We start from the raw sequence: 19,159 nt of genomic DNA, 5'->3' as shown, positions 1-19,159 counted from the left end.
ATTCTCCGCTCGCGACCGGATCGCCAGCCTGCGCGCCGGGCAAAATTCTCGAATAGCCTGGACAGGTCCCCGACGCTCCACACCGAGGTATGACGCTGAACGAGAACGCCGCCGCCCATCAGTTCCAGGTCGATCTGCGCGGGGTCATCGACCTGCTCAGCCGACACATCTACTCCGGTCCCCGGGTGTACCTGCGGGAGCTGTTGCAGAACGCTGTCGACGCGATCAGTGCCCGTCGAGGCGTCGACGGCGGGGGCGGGCGTGTGCGGATCACGCCCGTCAGCGCGGCATCCGACGAGTTCGTCCTCCGCGACGACGGCGTGGGCCTGACGGCCGCCGAGGTCGCCGACCTGCTCGCCACCGTCGGCCGCAGCTCCAAGCGCGACATCTTCGATCTGCCGCGCGGGGACTACCTCGGGCAGTTCGGCATCGGGATGCTGTCGTGCTTCATGGTCTGCGACACCATCGTCATCCGCTCCCGCAGCGCGGTCACCGGCGAGGCGGTGGAGTGGGTGGGCCATTCCGACGGCACGTTCCGCGTCGGGCCGTGCACGCAGGACATTCCCGTCGGCACGAGCGTGCACCTGTCCCCCCGCGCGGAGACACGGACGCTGGTCGAGACCGCCACGGTGCGCGAGCTGGCCGAGACGTTCGCGGCCTATCTGCCGGTGACGATCGTGGTGGACCTGCCCGCCGGCGGCGAGATGACGATCACGACCGAGCCGCCGTTCCTCGCCGACGACCGCGACGCCCGCCTCGCCTACGGCCGCGACCTCATCGGCGCCGAGCCTCTGGACGCCATCGCGCTGTCGGTGCCGGCCACCCTGACGCGAGGGGTCGCCTACGTGCTGCCTTATGCCCCTCCCCCGTCGGGCCGGCAGAGCACGCGGGTATACCTGCACCGGATGCTGCTGACCGAGCGGGCCGACGACATCCTCCCCGACTGGGCGTTCTTCGCTCGGGCCGTGATCGATTCGGAGGGCCTGCACCCCACCGCCAGCCGGGAATCGCTGGTCGATGACGATGCCCTCGAGCAGACGCGGCGAGAGCTCGGCGACGGCATCCGCCGGTGGATCCTCGAACTGGCGCTGCACGACCCGGCACGCCTGGCGCAGTTCGTGGCGATCCACGAGGTGGCGCTGAAGTCGCTCGTGCGCCACGACGACGAGCTCGCCCGCTTCATCGTGCGATGGCTGTCGGTGGAGACCACGCAGGGACGGCTGCGCATCGAAGAGCTGGTGCGGCGCTATCCGCACGTGCGCTACACGGAGACGGTCGACGAGTTCCGTCAGGTCGCGAGCGTCGCCGACACGAGCGGTGTGCTGGTGGACGGCGGCTATGTCTATGACGCCGATCTCGTGCGCCTGCTGCCGAGGCTGTTCCCCGAGATCACCGTCGAGCGTGTCGACGTCGTCGATGAGATCGACCGTCTCGATCTTCCCCCGCTCGACGATCGCGACGCGGCGGTCGCCCTCGAACGGCGCGCGGCGGCGACGCTGGCCGACGTCGAGGTCATCGTGCGCGTGTTCGAGCGCACCGAGCTGCCGGGGCTGTTCGTCTCGGACCCGGCCGTGCTGCGCGCCCTCGACCGGGGACGGGCGCGCAGCGCGGGTGGGACCCTCTGGGGAGGCGTGCTCGACCGCGCCGCCGCGGTCGCCCGGGACGGGGAGCGGTCGGCGGCCTCGGCGTCGCGGCTGTGCCTGAACTGGAACAACGATCTCGTACGCCGGCTCGCGACGACACCCCGCGACACCGGCGAGCGGGTCTTCGCGCTGAGCGTGCGGCTGCTGTACGTGCAGTCGCTGCTGGCCGGACACCACCCCCTCGGCGCGGCGGACCGCGCGCTCATGACCACCTCGCTGTCAGAGCTGCTCGAGCACGCCCTGCGCGCCCAGACCGACGAAGAACAAGGAGAATCATGACGAGCTACGGCACCCGCATCCGCGCCCTCTTCGACGAGATCGACCGCACGCCCTGGGGCCCCGAGGAGCGGGCTCTCGTCGCCGAGGCCGTCGCGCTGGCGCAGGAGAGCGGCGACGAGCGCCTCGAGTACGAGGCGCGACTGCGACAGACGTCGAGCGCGAACATGTCGGGCGACACCGACCTCATGCTGACCTCGTTCGCGTGGTGCCTGGCCCACCACGACGCCGACCCCGAGCGCTTTCCCGCCGTGCTCGAGCCCGCGGGCGATCTGCTCTGGCAGTACAAGTGGATGGCCGGCGCGCTGTCCAACTCCCCCGAGTTCGCTCCCGCCCAGATCGCCGCTGTGCTCGATGACATGCACGAGCACTACCGCCGCGCGGGTGTCGGCGAGTCGGGCGTGCTGATGGCGCGCTTCGAAGATGCCTGGTCGGCCGGACGCGTCGAGGAGGCGACCGCACTGCAGCGCGCTCTGGAGGCGACGCCGCGCGACAACTACAGCCACTGCGATGCCTGCGTGCGCAGCCAGTTCGCCGGCTTCTTCGCCGAGACGGGGCGGGAAGAGGACGCCATCCGTCTGGTGCAGGAGATGATCGACGGCGGGTTCTCGTGCGGCGAGGAGCCCGAGCACGCCCTCGCCCGCATCCTGCTGCCCTACCTTCGCGCCGGCATGCTCGACCAGGCGCGGGCGGCCCACCTGCGCAGCTACCGGCTCGCGAAGGACAACCCCGCCAACCTCGCCATCATCGCCGACAACGTCGTCTTCTGCGCGGTGACCGGCAACGAGGCCCGCGCTCTGGCGCTGGTGGAGAAGCACCTGCCCTGGCTCGTCCACGACGGGCTGGATGCCGCCGCGCACGAGACCGCTCTCGCGTCCTTCGCCGTCGGCCTGGACGCGGTCGCCGCCGCGGGCCACCCCGACACCCCGGTGCGCGGTTCCGACGCGGAAGACCTCGTCGCATTGTGGGGCCCGCACGATGGAGCGTGGACCGCGTCTGCCCTGGCGAGCCGCGCGTGGGAGCTCGCCGACACGATCGCCGCCGCGTTCGACGCGCGCAACGGCACCGACGCGCATCGACGCGCCCTCGCCCGCCTGCGCGCCGCCGCGCGCGAACGCTACGACGTGCCGATCCACTCGCACGAGTTCTCCGCGCGCGCCACCTCCCCGGCTCCGTCTGCACGGACGCCCGAGGAGCGCGTGCAGCACGCGCTGGTGCTGACCGGCGCCGGCTCGAGCGCCGCGATCGACGCGATCCGCGCAGCGCTTCCGGACGCCGTCGGCGAGGACCGCGTCGCACTGAGTTCGCACCTGCTGTCGGCCCTGTGCTCATACGGACGCACCGAGGAGGCCGCGGCAGAACTGCCGGCCCGTCTCGCGGTGCTCCGAGAGGCGGGCCGCGACGTGCAGGCGGGCCTCGAGGAGCGTCTCGGACTCGTGCTCTTCGGCGTCGACCTCGTCGAATCGCTGCCGCGGGTGCAGGAGGAGCTCGACGCGCTCGGCGACGAGCACCTCCTCGAGCGCGCCGACCTGCTGTCGACGCTCGCGATCGGCCGGATGTGGGCGGGCGCACACGCCGACGCCGCCGAGCCCGCCCGCGCCGCCGCCGCACTGTTCGCTCAGGCCGGCGACACCCGCCGCGCTCACGGCATGCGCCTGTTGGAGGCCGACGCCGTCTCCGCCGACGGCGACACGGCCGGCGGCGCCGGCCTGCTCGACGCGCTGCTCGGCGACCCTGCGCTCGAGGACGGGCGCCGGGTGCGGGTGCTCGCGACCCGTGCCCGTCTGCACGGGGTCGCCGAGGAGTTCACGGAGGGTGCCGCGGCCGCCGACGAGGCGGCGCGGGTCGCGGTATCGATCGGTGTGGACGACGCGATGGTCTCGGAGATGTTCCTGCTGGCGGCCATGCTGCACGAGGACGACGGCGAGCCCTCGGCCGCCGTGAGCCGCTACCGGGTCGCGGCGGAGCGGCGCGACGCGGTGGGTCTGCCCAGCGTCGACGTGCGCTTCCGCCAGGGCCGCGCGATGCTGGCGGCCGGTTACGCTGCGGAAGCGGTGGACACGCTCAACGACGTGCTGCGCGAAGAGAGCGAGAACGGCGTGGAGCCGGGATCGCGGGCTCTGACCGCGGTGCTGCTCGCTCAGGCGCTGCATGCCGCCGAGGAGTACGGCAACGCGGTCGGCGCCTGGGCCTACGCGGCCGACCTCCGAGAAGAGGCCGAGGACGCCGTCGGACGCGCGTACGCGCTCGTGCAGCAGGGACGCCTGCTCGGTCGCTTCGGGGCCACGGACGACGCCATCGAGGTTCTCACCGAGGCCGTCGATCTCGTCCGCGGCAACGAGGACGAAGTGGGACTGCTCGCCGACGGCCTGCACGTGCTCGCGCAGGCGCACCAGCAGCGCGGCGACGACGAGGCGGTGACGCTCATCGACGAAGCGCTGGAGCTCGGCCGCCGGCACGAGGCGACGTGGTTCGTGGCCGACGTCCTGGACACGCGCGCCCGGCTACTCGCCGGTCAGGGACAGACCGATGCCGCCGTGGCGACTGCGCTGCAGGCCGCGGACACGTTCGCGGATGCCGGCGACCCGGCATCCGCCGGAGGGTCCGAGCTGTTGGCGGCGCGGGTGCTGCGCGAAGCCGAGCGCGCCGACGACGCCGTCGCGCTCTACCGCGCGGCGTTCGAGCACGCGAGCGACGCGGAGCCGCTGCGGCAGGCCGTCGCGCTCGAGCTCGGCGACCTGCTCGAGGCGCTCGGGCGCCACGGCGAGGCCGCGGACGTCCGCGCGGTGCTGCCGGCCTGAGCCGACCGGCAGCACCGGCGCGTCAGCCGGCGATACGGATGAGCTTCTTGTTGACGAATTCCTCGGCGGCCAGCAGCCCCATCTCGCGTCCGGTGCCGCTGCGCTTGATGCCGCCGAAGGGAAGCTCGGGCGAGTCGGCGAGGACGATGTTGACGTAGACCATGCCGGCGTCGATGCGATCGGCGATGCGTTCCGCCTGCTCCTCGTCGGTGGTGAAGACGTAGGAGCCCAGACCGAACTCGGTGCCGTTGGCGATCTCGATCGCCTCGTCCTCGCCGCTGACCCGATAGACGACGCCGACGGGTCCGAAGAACTCCTCGCGATACGCGTCCATGTCGGCCGTCACACCTGTGATCACCGTGCCGGGGAAGAACGCCCCGTCGCGCGAGCCCCCCGTGACGACGGTCGCGCCCTGCGCGACGGCGCGGTCGACCTGGTCCTGAAGCCGCTCGGCGGCGGCGAGCGAGGAGAGCGGCCCCAGGACCGTGTCCTCGGCGAAGGGATCGCCGACCTTGGCCCCCTCCAGCGCGGCCGCGAACTTCTCGACGAAAGCGTCGTGGAGCTCGTCGGCGACGAGGAAGCGCTTGGCGCCGTTGCAGGACTGTCCGTTGTTGTCCAGGCGCGCATCGACGGCGGCCTGCACCGCCGCGTCGAGGTCGTCGGTCGACAGCAGGATGAACGGGTCGGATCCGCCCAGCTCGAGAACGACCTTCTTGAGGTTGCGCCCGGCGATCTCGGCGACGGCGGCACCGGCGCGCTCGCTGCCGGTCACCGAGACGCCGTGCACACGACGATCGGCGATGACCTCCGCGGCCTGGTCGTTGGTGAGACGAACGTCCACGTACGCGCCGACGGGGAAGCCCGCGTCGGCATAGATCTGGGCGATCGCAGCCGCGGACTGCGGACACTGCGGTGCGTGCTTGAGCAGGATGGTGTTGCCGATCGCCAGGTTCGGCGCCGCGAAGCGGGCGACTTGGTAGTACGGGAAGTTCCACGGCATGATGCCCAGAAGCACGCCCAGAGGCGAGCGGCGGATCACCGCGGTGCCCTCCCCGAGGATGTCGATGGGCCGGTCGCCGGTGATCTCGTCGATGTGATCGGCGTAGAACTCCGTGATGTCGGCCGCGAAGTCGACCTCGCCCTCGGCCGCAGCGAGCGGTTTGCCCATCTCCCGCACGATGATCGCGGCCATCTCGTCGCGGCGCTCGCGATGCAGTTCGGCGACCCGACGCAGCAGGACCGCACGCTCCGCCGGCGTGGACGTGCGTCCCCATGTCTGTGCCGCCTCGTGCGCGGCGGCGACGGCGGCCTCGACCTCGTCGGCCGTGAAGTCGGGATAGGTGGCGAGGGTCTGGCCGGTGGCGGGATTCACAACCGCATACGTCATCGTCGTTCTCCGTTTCGTGTCGACTGAGGGTCGGTTCGCGTCAGTGGGGATCGGGCAGGGATCAGGCGGGGATCAGCGTGTACTTGGTCGAGAGGAACTCGTGGATGCCTTCGAGGCCTCCCTCACGGCCCACGCCCGACTGCTTCACGCCGCCGAACGGCGCGGCCGCGTTCGAGACGACCCCTGCATTCAGGCCCATCATGCCGGTTTCCAGGCGATCGATCATCCGCATGCCGCGCGCGAGATCCTCGGTGAAGACGTAGGACACCAGCCCGTACTCCGTGTCGTTGGCGAGGCGCACCGCCTCGTCCTCGTCGGTGAACGTCGCGATCGCGAGCACGGGGCCGAATATCTCCTCGCGGAGGATGTCGCTGCCGCCGACCACGTCGGTGATCACCGTGGGCTCGAAGAACGTTCCCGGCCCGTCGACGGCAGATCCGCCCGTGAGCAGGCGCGCGCCGCGCGCGACGGCATCCGAGACGAGCGCTTCGGCACCTTCCACGGCCTTCGCGTCGATCAGCGGACCGATCTGCACGCCCTCCTCGGTTCCCCGTCCCACGCGCATCGCGTTCACGCGTTCGGTGACACGGCGCGCGAACTCGTCGGCGACGGAGGTGTGCACGATGAAGCGGTTGGCGGCGGTGCAGGCCTGCCCGATGTTGCGGAACTTGGCGAGCATCGCGCCGTCGACGGCCTTGTCGAGGTCGGCATCGTCGAACACGACGAACGGGGCGTTGCCGCCCAGTTCCATCGACACGCGCAGCACGCCTTCGGCCGCCTGGGCGATGAGCTTCTTGCCGACCGGCGTCGAGCCGGTGAACGAGAGCTTGCGCAGGCGCGGGTCGGCGATGATGGGTGCCGACAGCGCCGCCGAGCGGGTCGTGGTGACGACGTTGACCACGCCGGTGGGAAGCCCCGCCTCGACCAGGATGTCGACGAAGGCGAGCGTCGTCAGGGGGGTGAGCTCGGCCGGCTTGATGACCACGGTGCACCCGGCGGCGAGCGCCGGGGCGATCTTGCGGGTGGCCATCGCGAGCGGGAAGTTCCACGGGGTGATGAAGAAGCAGGGGCCGACGGGGCGCTGGCTGACGATCATGCGTCCCGTGCCCTCGGGATTCGAGCCGAACCGGCCCGAGATGCGCACCGCCTCTTCGCTGAACCAGCGCAGGAACTCGCCGCCGTAGGTGATCTCGCCACGCGCCTCCGCGAGCGGCTTTCCCATCTCCAGCGTCATCAGCAGCGCGATCTCGTCGGCGCGCTCCATCAGCAGGTCGAAGGCCCGGCGGAGGATGTCGCTGCGGCGCCGCGGCGCCGTCGCCGCCCATTCCTCCTGCGCCGCGACCGCCGCGTCCAGGGCGCGGATGCCGTCCTCGGGCGACGCGTCCGCGATCTCGACGAGGGTGTCACCGGTCGCGGGGTCGACGACGGGGAAGGTGCCGGCCGAGCCGTCGACCCACTCGCCGCCGATGAACAGCCCGCGGGGAACCTTCTCGAGCAGTGCGCTTTCGGTGATCAACGTGCGGCCTCCTTCAGGCGACGGGTGCTGGCAGGGGCGTCCGTGGCGAGGGTCTCGCCGCGGAAGAACGCGGGACGTGTCACCGACTGCCAGATCATGAGGACGATACCCACCACGATGATGAGCATGCCGAGGATGAAGACGATCCCGACGCCGCCGACGTTGGCGCCCGAGCCGTAGCCGGGATCCATGGAGTCGATGAGCGTGGTGAAGAACAGGATGCCGAGGATCACGCCGCCCACGAGCGGGAACAGGAACGTGAAGAACACGTTGCGCACGGAGTCGAACCACTGCTTGCGGAAATACCAGACGCACGCGAAGGCCGTGACGCCGTAGTAGAAGCAGATCATCATGCCGAGGGTGAGGATGGTGTCCCAGAGGGTGTTCTCGCTCACCACGCGCATCACCGCGTAGAACGCGGAGGCGACCACCGCCGAGACGATCGTGGCGAAGCCGGGCGTGAAGAAGCGCGGACTGACCCGGGCGAAGGCGGGCGGCAGCGCGCCATAGTGCCCCATCGACAGGAGCGTGCGCGCGGGGCCCACGAACGTCGACTGCAGCGACGACGCCGACGAGGTGAGTACCGCCAGCGACACGAGGAACGCGAGGGGCCCCAGGATCGGCCCCGACAGGTGGAAGAACACGTTGCCCTGGATGTCTTCGTTGCCGAGACCCAGCTCCCCCGTGCCGACACCGGCGTACATGATCATCGCGACCGCGAGCAGAAGGTAGATCGAGACGATCGTCAGCACCGTGATGGTCGCCGCACGACCCGGCGTCTTCTCGGGGTCCTTCGTCTCCTCGTTCATCGTGAGGGTGACATCCCACCCCCAGAAGATGAAGATCGACAGCGACAGGCCCGCGGCGAACGCACTGAACGAGCTGACGGCGAACGGGTTGAACCAGCCGATGTCGAACGGCTGGAAGTCGAAGCCCTTGCCGCTGACGGCCTCCACGATGGCGGCGATCGCGAAGAACAGCAGCACGGCGACCTGGAAGGTCACGAGCACGTACTGCAGCTTCTGGGTCGTCTGCATGTCGCGGTAGGAGATGAAGGTGGCCGCGAGCATGAACAGCAGGCAGACGCCCACGTTGATCCAGGTGTTCGAGGCGAGGTCGGCGATCTCGGCGTTGCCGGTCACCTGCGACAGCAGCAGGAAGAGGAAGTCGACCGCGACGCCGGCCAGATTCGACAGCACGAGGATCGTGGCGACGACGAGTCCCCACCCGGCCATCCAGCCGACCCACGGCCCGAAGGCGCGCGCCGCCCAGGTGAAGCTGGTGCCGGCATCCGGCATGCGGTTGTTCAGCTCGCGGTAGCCGAAGGCGACCAGGAGCATCGGGATGAATCCCACGAGGATGATCGCGGGGATCTGCGCGCCCACCGCGGATGCCGTGGGGCCGACGGCGGCCGTGAACGTGTACGCCGGGGCGATGCAGGAGATGCCGATGACGACCGCACCGATCAGACCGATCGTTCCGGCGCTGAGTCCCTTGCGGGAGAGCGCGCCGGTCGTGGCGTCGGCGTCGGTCGTGGAGGGTGCGCTCATCGTCGAGACTCCTCGGAGTGGGTTCGGGGCACGACGATCACCGGCACGGTGATCTCGTGCAGCATCTTCGCCGCGGTCGAGCCGAGGAACAGGCGGCGCGGCTGGGCGAGGCGGCTCGATCCGACCAGCACGACCTCACCCGGCTGCCAGTCGAGGTAGGACACCGCCTCCTCGATGCTCTCGCCGGCGGCCACCGCGACGTCGGTGTGCAAGCCGGCGGGCAGCTCCGCCCGGGCTGCCGCCAGCACCTCGTCGGCTTTCGTGCTGCTGGCAAGGCGGATCGCTCCCGTATCTGCGGACGGCGGCAGATCGACCGGCAGCAGCGACAGCAGTCGGACGGGCGCGCCGAGTCCCTGCGCGAGCGCCGCGGTCTCGGCGATGAGGGCATCGGCCCCGGGCCGCGTGCCGACCGCGACCGTCAGCCGCGTGATGCCGGTCTCGGGGGCGATCTTGCGCGCTCCCCGCGGGACCAGCACGACGGGAACGTCCGACGAGTGCAGCAGCTCGGTCGTCGTCGATCCGAGCCGGTGACGACCGCGCGAGGCCCCATCGGCGGCGCCCACCACGACGTACGAAGCACGCAGCTCGTCGGCGATCTCGATGAGTCCCTCGGCGAACGATTCCGCCGGGCGCACGTGCGCGTGGGCGACGACGTCGGCGGGAATCCGGTCGATCGCCTGGGCGATCCATGTCTGCGCCTGCGCGTGCAGATGCCGCTCGTACCCGGCATCCGGGGGCGTGATCACGCTGCGGTCCGACCGGGGCAGGATGATCGCCACGTCGAGCACGGCGTCGAGGGCCGCCGCCAGCCGCGCGGCGAACGCGACGGCGTCGCGTCCGGGCTTGGTCGCGGTGTACCCGACGACGACGTGCCCGCTCATGTGTGGATCTCGTCCAGGATCTGCTGCGCGGCCAGGCGCCCCATGCGGATGGCGCCGTCGACGTGCTGGTAGCCGGCGCCGGCCATGTCGCTGCAGGCGAAGTGGATCGGACCGATGGGCGTCCGCAGATCGGCCCCGTACCGGTGCAGGCCGCCGAGGTCGAAGGATGCCGCGTACGCACCGCGGGTCCACTCCTCGCTGCCCCAGTCGCTCTCGTAGTAGACGACCGGATCCTTCGCCTCGGGTCCGTAGTAGTGACTGAGCGATTCGAGGATGCGCTCCTTGCGCTCCTCGGCGCTCAGACGGAACAGGTCATCGGCGGTGCGGTCGGAGACGAAGCCCACGAGCGTTCCGCGCTCGTCGCCGTGGTTCGTGTTGTCGTACGCCTCGTGCGAGAGCTCGTACGGGCTGAAGGCCGTGCCCGACAGGCCCTTCTCGCGCCAGAAGGGCGTCTCGTAGACGGCGTGCACCTTGATGACGAAGCCCATCGAGATGTGCTGGTGCATCTGGTGCTGAAGGCGCGGCAGCGGCGGCACGAACGAGATGCGGTTGTACAGCACCGGCGCGAGCGCGAGGATCGCGTGGCGGGCGCGGACGGTGACGCCGTCGGCGATGGCCACGACACCCTCCCCCTCGGTGTATTCGAGGGTGCGCACCGGCTGGCCGAGGAAGACGTCGTCGCCCAGGCGCTCGGCCAGCAGCAGCGGCACCTGCTGCAGGCCGCCGACGACGCGCTTGTCCAGGATGAAGTCGGCGTCGACCAGGTTGGTGTAGCTACCGGCGGATGCCGCCATCAGCAGCGACTGCAGCAGCGAGAACGAATGGGTCGGCTTCGTGAGCATGGCCGATCCGGTGGGGAAGGCGAGGTTGCGGATGGCCTCGTCGTCGTCGGTCTGCTCGCGCAGCCAGGCGTCCCACGAGACGGTGTCCCACTCCGCCGCCTGCGGATGGGCCCACGGACGGTCGGGGTCGATCTCGGCGACCATGGCGTCGAGGCGGGCGGTGACATCCGCGATGACCTTCTCGGTCTCGGCGCTGACGGGGAACATCTCACCCGTGTAGCGGTGGGCGACCCCATCGGGGCCGATGTAGACGCTGTCGCCGTCGCGGTAGCGGTCGAAGGTCTCCAGGCCCAGCTCGACGATGGTCTCCTTGAGCGCGTCCTGATCGGGCGAGACCCACTGGCCGCCGATCTCGAGCATCGCTCCCTCGATCGTGTCGGTCCACAGCCGCCCGCCCACGCGGTCGCGGGCTTCGAGCACGGCGACCGACAGGCCCGCCTTCTTGAGCTGGTTGGCGGCGGTCAATCCCGCCGCACCGGCGCCGATGACGACGACGTCGCGCGTGATCTCGGTCATGGTGTCTCCTCTGTCGTGGATCCGGATGCGTGGTGCTCCCGCAGCATGTCCCGATAAGCGCTGTCAGAGCGGCCTCGAGGAGACCGAAAGTGGGACATCGCCGGGCGCAAGTGGGACATGGGGCGGGGTGTGGGTGGGATGCCGGGGCGGGGTCAGTTGGCGGCGAGGGCGGCGACGACGACGTCGATTCCCTCGGAGAGCAGCTCGTCGGAGATCGACAGGGGCGGCAGGAAGCGGATGACGTTGCCGTACGTGCCGCAGGTGAGCACGATGACGCCCTCGGCGATCGCCGCCTTCGCGACCGCCGAGGTCAGCGCGGCGTCGGGAGCCTTCGTCTCGGGGTCGACGAACTCGACCGCGATCATCGCGCCGGCGCCGCGCACCTCGGCGATGCGCGGGTCGGACTGCTGCACGGACTCGAAGCGGGCGCGGAGGATCCCCCCGATCTCGCGCGCCCGCTCGAGCATCCCGTCGTTCTCGAACGCATCGATCGCCGCGAGGGCGGCGGCGCACGCCACCGGGTTGCCGCCGTAGGTGCCGCCGAGGCCCCCGCCGTGGGTGGCATCCATGATCTCGGCGCGACCGGTGACCGCCGCCAGCGGCATGCCGCCCGCGATGCCCTTGGCCGTCGTGATGAGGTCCGGCACGATGCCGAACAGTTCGCTCGCGAACATCGCTCCGGTGCGGGCGAAGCCCGTCTGCACCTCGTCGGCGATGAAGACGACGCCGTGGGCGCGGCACCAGTCGACGACCGCGGGAAGGAATCCCTCGGCGGGCACGATGAAACCGCCCTCGCCCTGGATCGGTTCGATGATGACGGCCGCAAGGTTGTCGGCGCCGATCTGCTTCTCGATCAACGAGATGGCCTTGGCAGCGGCATCCGCACCGCTCAGTCCGTCGCGCAGCGGGTACGAGGCCGGAACGCGGTAGACCTCGGAGGCGAACGGACCGAATCCGCTCTTGTACGGCATCGACTTCGCCGTGAGGGCCATCGTGAGGTTGGTGCGGCCGTGGTACGCGTGGTCGAACGCGACGACGGCCGAGCGGCCGGTGGCCTTGCGGGCGATCTTGATCGCGTTCTCGACGGCTTCCGCGCCGGAATTGAACAGCGCCGACTTCTTCGCGTGGTCGCCAGGCGTGAGACGGTTGAGCTTCTCGGCGACGGCCACGTACGACTCGTACGGCGAGATCATGAAGCAGGTGTGCGTCATCTGCGCGACGGCGGCCTGGACGGCCGCCACGACGCCCGGGTGGGCGTTGCCCACGCTCGTGACGGCGATGCCACTGCCGAGGTCGATGAGCGAGTTGCCGTCGGCGTCGACCACGACGCCTCCGCCGGCGGCGACGGCTTCGATGGGCACCGTGTGCGCGACTCCCGACGCGACGGCGGCGCTCTTGCGCGCCAGCAGCTCCTGCGAGCGGGGGCCGGGGATCGCGGTGACGAGACGGCGCTCCTGCGCCAGGGACGGACCGCCGACGGCGGCGCTGTCGATGATGCTCATGCCGGGAGCGTATGAGCCTCGGATGCCGAGCCACACCCTCCGCCGTGTACATTCTGTGATCAGATGCGTACGTGGCGTACAGCCGCCGCGCACCCATCGCCGGGAGCCCGCCCCGGATCGACCCCGGACCGCGCCGAGGAGGCCGCCGCCCATGACCGAGACGCAGCCGACCCTGCGCGCCCTCCTCGCGCGCCGCGACCTCGACCTGCGGCTCGCCTCCCGCCCCGACGATCTCGACGAGGGAGCGCTGGACGCCCCGCTGCGCTGGGTGCACAGCTCCGACCTCATCGACCCCACTCCCTTCCTCGCCGATGACCTGCTGCTGCTGACGACGGGCACGCAGTTCGTCGGAGCCGGCGGCGACGGCGAATCGGGCGATGACGCCGCCGCCTACGTGGCGCGCCTGCGCGCCCGCGGTGTGCGCGGGTTGGGGTTCGGCACCGAGGTGGTGCGCGACGGCATCCCGCCCGCGCTCGTTCTCGCCTGCGCCGCGCAGCGGATGCCGCTGTTCGAGGTGCCCTACCGCACACCGTTCATCGCGCTGGCGCGGGCCAACGCCGAAGCCATCGCCGCGCAGGCGTATGCCCGTCGCACCTGGGCACTGTCGGCGCAGCGGGCGATCTCGCTCGCCGCACTGCGTCCGGACGGGCTGGCGGCGACCGTCGCCGAGCTCGCGTCTCAACTCGGCGCGTGGGTCGGACTGTTCGACGCCGCCGGCACGCTGACCCAGAGCGCCCCCGCCGACGCGCTCGACGACGATGCGCGCGCCGCCCTCGCGACGGAGGCCGGCGCCGTGCTGCGCCGCGGAGCCCGCGCGGCATCGACGCTCGAGATCGGTGATCGACGCGTCACGATGCAGACGCTCGGCCGCGGCGGACACCTCCGCGGGCTCATCGCGATCGTGGGCGCCGACCTCGACCTGGAGGGACGCAGCGTGGTGACCTCGGTCATCGCGATGGCCGGCCTCGCCCTCGAACAGAACGTGGGACTCGGCCGCGCCCGTGCGGCACTGCGGGCAGGACTGCTGCACACGCTCCTCGAGGACGACCCGCAACTGGCGCGTCGTGTGTCGCGCGAGCTGTGGGGCCCGCTGCCGACGAGCCCGGTCGTCATCGGGGTCGCCGCCGTCGCCGCCAACCGCACCGACGCGGCGGTCGACTGGCTCGAGCTGCAGGCCGCCGAGCGCGGCGGCCTGTTCTACGCGCGCAGCGGCGACGGCATCGTCCTCGTGGTCGCCGCCGACGACGAGGGCGCGCCCACCGCACTCGCGCGTCTGCTGGACGCCGCGGTGGGGCTGTCGGAGCCCACCGACTACAGCGGATTCTCTCGCGCCCACGCGCAGGCCCTCACCGCGCTGCGCACCGCCGTGAGCGGGACCGTCACGCGCTTCGCGGATGCCGCGGGGGTGCTGTCGAGTCTCGATTCCCCGGCCGCCCGCGCTCTCGCCGACGCGCGGCTGCGCCCGCTGCGCGCGCACGACGACGCCCAGGGCACGGCGCTCGTGGAGACCGTGCGCACCTGGCTCACCCACGACGCGCGCATCGATGAGGCCGCGCGAGCGCTCGGCATCCATCGGCACACGGTGCGCGCCCGGGTCGCGCAGGCGCAGCAACTGCTGGGGGTGGACCTGTCGAGCTTTCCGGCGCGTGCCGAGCTGTGGGCCGCCCTCGTCGCCGCGGGGTGATGCGCTCTTGGCGGATTCTTGGCGCCGATATGGGTGAATGATGGCGGTGAAGATCGGAGACGCGATGACCCGCGACGGCGCACGGCCGCGACTGCTCTACGTGGAAGACGACCCGACGATCGCGGGCATGACCGTCGAGGTGCTCTCCGAGGTCTACGACGTCACGCACCTCAGCGACGGTCTCGCCGCACGGGAGCGCGTGCTGGCGGAGCGCTTCGATGTCCTGGTCGTCGACCGGCGTCTGCCGGGGCTCGACGGGGTGGAGATCGTGCAGGCGATGCGTACCGCCCGCCTCACCACGCCGGTGCTGCTGCTGACGGCTCTCGGCGCCGTCGCGGACCGGGTCGACGGCCTCGACAGCGGCGCCAACGACTACCTGGTCAAGCCGTTCGACTTCGACGAGCTGCTCGCACGCCTGCGCGCGCTCGTCCGCGGGCACCATGCCGAGGGACGCCGGCGTCACCTCGGGGACTGGACCTTCGTCGCCGAGTCGCGCGCACTGTACGGCGGCGGCGGCGAGCGCGTCACGCTGACGGCGACCGAGGCGCGCCTGCTGGCGCTGCTGAGCGAGAGCCCCGAGCACGTCTTCTCCCGCGACGAAATCCTTCACGCCGTCTTCTCCTCCGACGACGCACTGAGCTCCGTCGACACCTACGTGCACTACATCCGCCGCAAGGCGTCGCCCGAGATCATCGAGACCGTTCGCGGTCGCGGCTACCGTGCGGGGAGCCCGTCGTGAGCGACGAGGCCGACCGCCGGCGCGTTCGTCGCGCCGCGGTCCACGTCGGTCTGCTCGTCGGTGCCGCATCGGCCGTCGTGGTGACGGCGGGAGTCGCGCTTCTCGTGGCCGTTCTGCTGCTGTCGGCCCGACCCGAACTGCACCACAACGGCGAGGGTGGCGGCCGCAGCGGTCCGCCGGACGGCGACCGCATCGTCGTCGACGTCGACCGCATCCTCCCCTGGGTCGTTGCGCTCGGTCTCGCCGGGGTGGCGCTGCTCGCCCTCGTCGCCTGGTTCGCCGCCCGCCGCGCGGTGGCCCCGTTGGCCGGTGCCCTGCGGCTGCAGCGCCGCTTCGTCGCCGATGCGAGCCACGAGATCCGCACGCCGCTGACGGCTCTCACGAGCCGGACGCAGATCCTGGAGCGCCGCTACCGACGCGGCGAAGACCTCACCGACACGCTCGCGGCGTTGCGCGCCGACGCGTCGGTCATGGACGCCGTGCTCACCGACATGCTGCTGACGGCGGAGGGAACGGCGACGGATGCCGAGCCCGCCGTCGTCGATGCGGCGCTGACGGCCGCGGCGGCCACGGTGGCGCCGCTGGCCGAGGAGGCGGGCGTGCGCGTCCGCGTCGGTCAGGGCGACGGCGCGGGCCTGCGGGTGCGCCTTCCCCGCGTCACCCTCGACCGGCTCTGCGTCGCGCTCCTGGACAACGCGGTGCAGCACACTCCCGCCGGCGGCGAGGTCGCACTGTCGGCGCGATCCGACGGACGGGGGGTCGCGATCCGGGTGCGCGACGGCGGCACCGGCATCGCCGATGCCGATCGCGAGCGCATCTTCGAGCGCTTCGCCCGCGGCCCGGAGTCGGGTCGGCGGCGCGGTTTCGGCCTGGGTCTCGCGCTCGTGCGCGAGGCGGCCGCGGCGGCCGGGGGCCGGATCGAGATCGAGCGAACGTCGGCAGCGGGTACCACCATGCTGCTCTGGCTGCCGCAGGCTGCGTAGCGGCCTCAGGCCGAGGTCGCCGTCGCGGGTTCAGGCCGCGGTCGCCGCGACGGTCTCGACGCCGACGCCCGCGACCCATCGACGGACACCGGCGTCGGTGACCGTCATCGCCGAGCGCAGCGGCGCGTCCCACAGCCACCGGGTGTCCTCGCCGGCCGCGACGGCGAGGGCGGTCGCCCACACGTCGGCGGTGGTGAGGTCGTCCGCGACGACCGTCGCGCTCACCGCAGCAGACACCGCGATGCCGGATCGAGGGTCGACGAGGTGCGCTCCCCGCTCGGCGGTGCCGGAGGTGGCGACGGCGCCGTTGCGCACCCGCAGCGTCGCCAGAGCCGCCCCCGGCCGCACCGGGTCGGCGATGCCGACGGTCCACGACCAGGGCGCGCCGGGCGCGGTCCACACCCTCAGGTCGCCGCCGACGTTGATGCCGACGGCGCTCACCCCGGGCATCGCGAGCAGCGGCTCGAGGTGCGCCGTCGCGGCGACATCCGTCGCCCAGCCCTTCACGTAGCCGGTGGGATCGAAGCCTTCCCGCCAGAAGGCGCTGAACCGCCCGCCGGTCGCCTCCTCGAGTCGTCGGCAGGCATCGGCGACATCCGTCAGCCGCGGATCGGCGTCGGCGAAGCTCAGCTCGCCGCGGCGCAGCCGCGAGATCTCCGAGTCCGCACGGTACGTCGAGAAGATCGCCTCCAGCTCGCGGAGCATCGCGACGGTGGATGCCGCGGCATCCGTCGCCGCCGCGCACGCGTCGGGACTGCCGATGACGTGGATGCTGGCGGTCGTGCCCATGAGCTCCGCCGTCCAGGCCCGGCGGCTCGGTTCGCTCATGCCGAGGCCTGGTCGATCGCCGACTGGAGCGAGTCGAGGTACCCGGTGCTCGTGTACGTCGCCCCCGACACCATGTCGATCTGCGCGCTCTGGGCCGAGAGCGTCTCGGAGATCAGCTGCGGCAGGGCGTCCTGGTTGATCTGACGGTCGCGGCTGCTGTGATCGGGGTAGGCCGGCGTCTGCACGTCGGTGATCACGCCGCCTGAGACGGTGATCTGCACCTGCACCGCCCCGTAGCGCGTGTTGACCGCCGAGCCGGTGAACGTGCCGTCGGTGAGCCCGCTCTTCGACGTGGTCGTCGTCGAAGAGGTCGCCCCCGACGACGAGCTCGAACTCGACCCGCCGGCGGTCGTCGTGGTCGACGAGGTCCCGGCCGACGGCGACGCCGGAGCCGGGGTGACGCGGGTGGCGTCCGTGCGATTCGCGTTCAGCGGTGCGGCGACGGCCGCGTCCTCGGGAAGGGAGGTGCGATAGCTGAACAGCAGCACGAGGCCGCTGACGGTCGCGAGCAGGGCGTAGACGATTCTCTTCATGGTGGTGTCCTCTCTGAACTCAGACGCCGAAGGCTTCGCTGTGGATCTGAGCGGCCGGCACCCCGGCAGCCCGCAGGTCGCGACGCACCGAGGCCATCCAGGGCTCGGGGCCGCAGAGGTAGACGTCGTGATCGTGGATGCCGGGCACCATCCGCCGCAGCATCTCCGCACCGCGCCCATCGGCGAACGTCACCGGCAGCCACGTCGATCCGGCGCGACGGCGCGGACCGTGCAGAGCCACGTGGTGCAGGCCCCGGCGCGCGACCAGGCGCTCGATCTCGCGCACGCGCATCGACTCGGCCGCCGCATGGTCGCGAGTGATCAGGATCGCCTCGCCGGGCGCATACGGCTCGGCCTCGAGAAGCGAGACGAGGGGTGCGACGCCGGCGCCGGCACCCATCATGACGATCCCCCGCCGCGTCCGTGCCTCGCCCGTGAACTCGCCGTAGGGCCCTTCGATCAACACGCGCGTGCCCCGGCGGAGAGTCGCCAACCGGCGCGTCCCGTCGCCGACCATGCGGGCCGCGACGACGAGTTCGCCGCGGCGGGGGTCGGCCGCCAGCGACAGCGGGACTCCGCGCGTCCAGCCGGGTGCGCCCAGAAACCGCCAGACGAAGAACTGACCGGCGCGGGCGCCGAGGCGCTCCAAGCCGCGTCCGCGCATGCGGACCACGACGCCCACCGGCCCGTCTGCCTCGACGGCGACGACGCGGATGTCGTGACGCGCGGAGCGCCACAGCGGCAGCGCCACGCGGAAGACGATGACCGCGGCGGCGGTCGCCGCCCACAGTCCCCACCAGTACACCTCGGCGAGCGGATGGGCGGCGAAATCGGCGCCGGTCCACAGCATGTGCGGAATCGCCAGCCCGACACCGAGGTACCCGTACAGGTGCAGCAGGTGCCACGACTCGTAGCGCATGGAACGCCGCGCTCGGCGGATGCTGGTCACCACGACGAGCACCAGCAGGCCCGTTCCCGCCGTCGCGAGCATCATCCCGGGGTAGTTCCAGACGAAGTCCCACAGCTGGGCGATCACGTTGACACCGGCCTGGGCGGCGTAGCCGACCACCAGCAGGGCGATGTGGGCCAGCAGCAGCCAGAACGACCAGAAGCCGACCCAGCGGTGCATCCGCGTGATCGCATCGCGCCCGAAGGCTCGCTCGAACAGCGGCACGCGCGCCATCAGCAGCACCTGGTACAGCAGCAGATTCGCCGAGACGAGACCGGTGATCCGCCCCAGAGTGTTCAGGGTGTCGGCATCCCACGCGCGCAGGTCCTGCACGGCGCCACCGGCGATCCAGAGCGCGACGACGAAGAGGCTCGTCGCCCAGATGACGGCGATCGCGAGCAGCCGCCAGAGCGGGCGGCGCGAGCGGATGCCGAGCTGCGGCGCGGCGATGAGCGGAGTGGATCGCGTGGCGGCCTGTGTGGTCATGCGTCGAGCGTCGTCGACCGGCTCTGAGACAAGGCCAAGAATC

At 71.5% G+C, this 19,159-nt stretch carries 14 protein-coding genes; 5 read left to right on the top strand and 9 right to left on the bottom strand.

The annotated features are described in order from the left end of the window. Positions 1–89: 89 nt before the first annotated feature. The gene (locus CEP17_RS00295) at positions 90–1,922 is read left to right on the top strand and encodes an HSP90 family protein (protein ID WP_112930832.1); all 1,833 of its coding nucleotides are present in this window, start codon (positions 90–92) and stop codon (positions 1,920–1,922) included. Further along, entirely contained in the window at positions 1,919–4,720 is a 2,802-nt protein-coding gene (locus tag CEP17_RS00290) for a hypothetical protein (RefSeq protein ID WP_112930831.1), read from the top strand. Before CEP17_RS00295 ends, CEP17_RS00290 begins: the two co-directional genes overlap by 4 nt. Positions 4,721–4,742: 22 nt before the next feature. On the opposite strand, the gene CEP17_RS00285 is transcribed toward CEP17_RS00290, so the two are convergent. The 6 genes from CEP17_RS00285 to gabT form a co-directional block, all read right to left on the bottom strand. Next, entirely contained in the window at positions 4,743–6,107 is a 1,365-nt protein-coding gene (locus CEP17_RS00285) for an NAD-dependent succinate-semialdehyde dehydrogenase (RefSeq protein WP_112930830.1), read from the bottom strand. Between the two features lie 61 nt (positions 6,108–6,168). After that, positions 6,169–7,623 carry an NAD-dependent succinate-semialdehyde dehydrogenase gene (locus CEP17_RS00280; protein ID WP_112930829.1) on the bottom strand — a complete coding sequence of 485 codons (1,455 nt, stop codon included), beginning with the start codon at positions 7,621–7,623 and terminating at the stop codon, positions 6,169–6,171. After that, positions 7,620–9,173 carry an APC family permease gene (locus CEP17_RS00275; protein ID WP_112930828.1) on the bottom strand — a complete coding sequence of 518 codons (1,554 nt, stop codon included), beginning with the start codon at positions 9,171–9,173 and terminating at the stop codon, positions 7,620–7,622. Before CEP17_RS00275 ends, CEP17_RS00280 begins: the two co-directional genes overlap by 4 nt. Further along, complete coding sequence (locus CEP17_RS00270) at positions 9,170–10,054, bottom strand: universal stress protein (protein ID WP_112930827.1); 885 nt, start codon at positions 10,052–10,054, stop codon at positions 9,170–9,172. The genes CEP17_RS00275 and CEP17_RS00270 overlap by 4 nt, the downstream gene beginning before the upstream one ends. Next, positions 10,051–11,412: an NAD(P)/FAD-dependent oxidoreductase gene (locus CEP17_RS00265; protein ID WP_112930826.1), complete on the bottom strand. Its 1,362-nt coding sequence runs from the start codon at positions 11,410–11,412 to the stop codon at positions 10,051–10,053. The genes CEP17_RS00270 and CEP17_RS00265 overlap by 4 nt, the downstream gene beginning before the upstream one ends. A 152-nt stretch (positions 11,413–11,564) precedes the next feature. Then, on the bottom strand, positions 11,565–12,914 hold the full coding sequence (gabT, locus tag CEP17_RS00260) for a 4-aminobutyrate--2-oxoglutarate transaminase (protein WP_112930825.1): 1,350 nt from the start codon (positions 12,912–12,914) through the stop codon (positions 11,565–11,567). Positions 12,915–13,065: 151 nt separating this feature from the next. On the opposite strand from gabT, the gene CEP17_RS00255 reads away from it, so the two are divergent. From CEP17_RS00255 to CEP17_RS00245, 3 genes are read left to right on the top strand one after another with little or no spacing between them, the layout of a single operon-like run. After that, positions 13,066–14,598 carry a PucR family transcriptional regulator gene (locus CEP17_RS00255; RefSeq protein ID WP_112930824.1) on the top strand — a complete coding sequence of 511 codons (1,533 nt, stop codon included), beginning with the start codon at positions 13,066–13,068 and terminating at the stop codon, positions 14,596–14,598. A 40-nt stretch (positions 14,599–14,638) separates the two neighbouring features. Next, the gene (locus CEP17_RS00250) at positions 14,639–15,337 is read left to right on the top strand and encodes a response regulator transcription factor (protein WP_112930823.1); all 699 of its coding nucleotides are present in this window, start codon (positions 14,639–14,641) and stop codon (positions 15,335–15,337) included. Then, on the top strand, positions 15,334–16,320 hold the full coding sequence (locus CEP17_RS00245; protein ID WP_112930822.1) for a HAMP domain-containing sensor histidine kinase: 987 nt from the start codon (positions 15,334–15,336) through the stop codon (positions 16,318–16,320). The genes CEP17_RS00250 and CEP17_RS00245 overlap by 4 nt, the downstream gene beginning before the upstream one ends. Before the next feature lie 30 nt (positions 16,321–16,350). Here CEP17_RS00245 and CEP17_RS00240 read toward each other — a convergent pair whose 3' ends face one another. Genes CEP17_RS00240 through CEP17_RS00230 form a run of 3 tightly spaced genes read right to left on the bottom strand, consistent with a single transcriptional unit; the run spans position 16,351 to position 19,116 of the window. Next, the gene (locus CEP17_RS00240) at positions 16,351–17,148 is read right to left on the bottom strand and encodes an FAD:protein FMN transferase (protein ID WP_112930821.1); all 798 of its coding nucleotides are present in this window, start codon (positions 17,146–17,148) and stop codon (positions 16,351–16,353) included. Continuing rightward, positions 17,145–17,681, bottom strand: coding sequence for an FMN-binding protein (locus CEP17_RS00235; protein WP_036316253.1), 537 nt, complete (start codon positions 17,679–17,681; stop codon positions 17,145–17,147). The genes CEP17_RS00240 and CEP17_RS00235 overlap by 4 nt, the downstream gene beginning before the upstream one ends. Before the next feature lie 19 nt (positions 17,682–17,700). Further along, positions 17,701–19,116 carry a ferric reductase-like transmembrane domain-containing protein gene (locus tag CEP17_RS00230; RefSeq protein WP_112930820.1) on the bottom strand — a complete coding sequence of 472 codons (1,416 nt, stop codon included), beginning with the start codon at positions 19,114–19,116 and terminating at the stop codon, positions 17,701–17,703. Between the last annotated feature and the right edge of the window lie 43 nt (positions 19,117–19,159).

This window comes from Microbacterium sp. PM5 (assembly GCF_003293595.1).
Classification (GTDB): Bacteria; Actinomycetota; Actinomycetes; order Actinomycetales; family Microbacteriaceae; genus Microbacterium.
The sequence above is the reverse complement of the archived record's forward strand: the minus strand, read 5'-3'. Positions and strand labels throughout refer to the sequence as shown.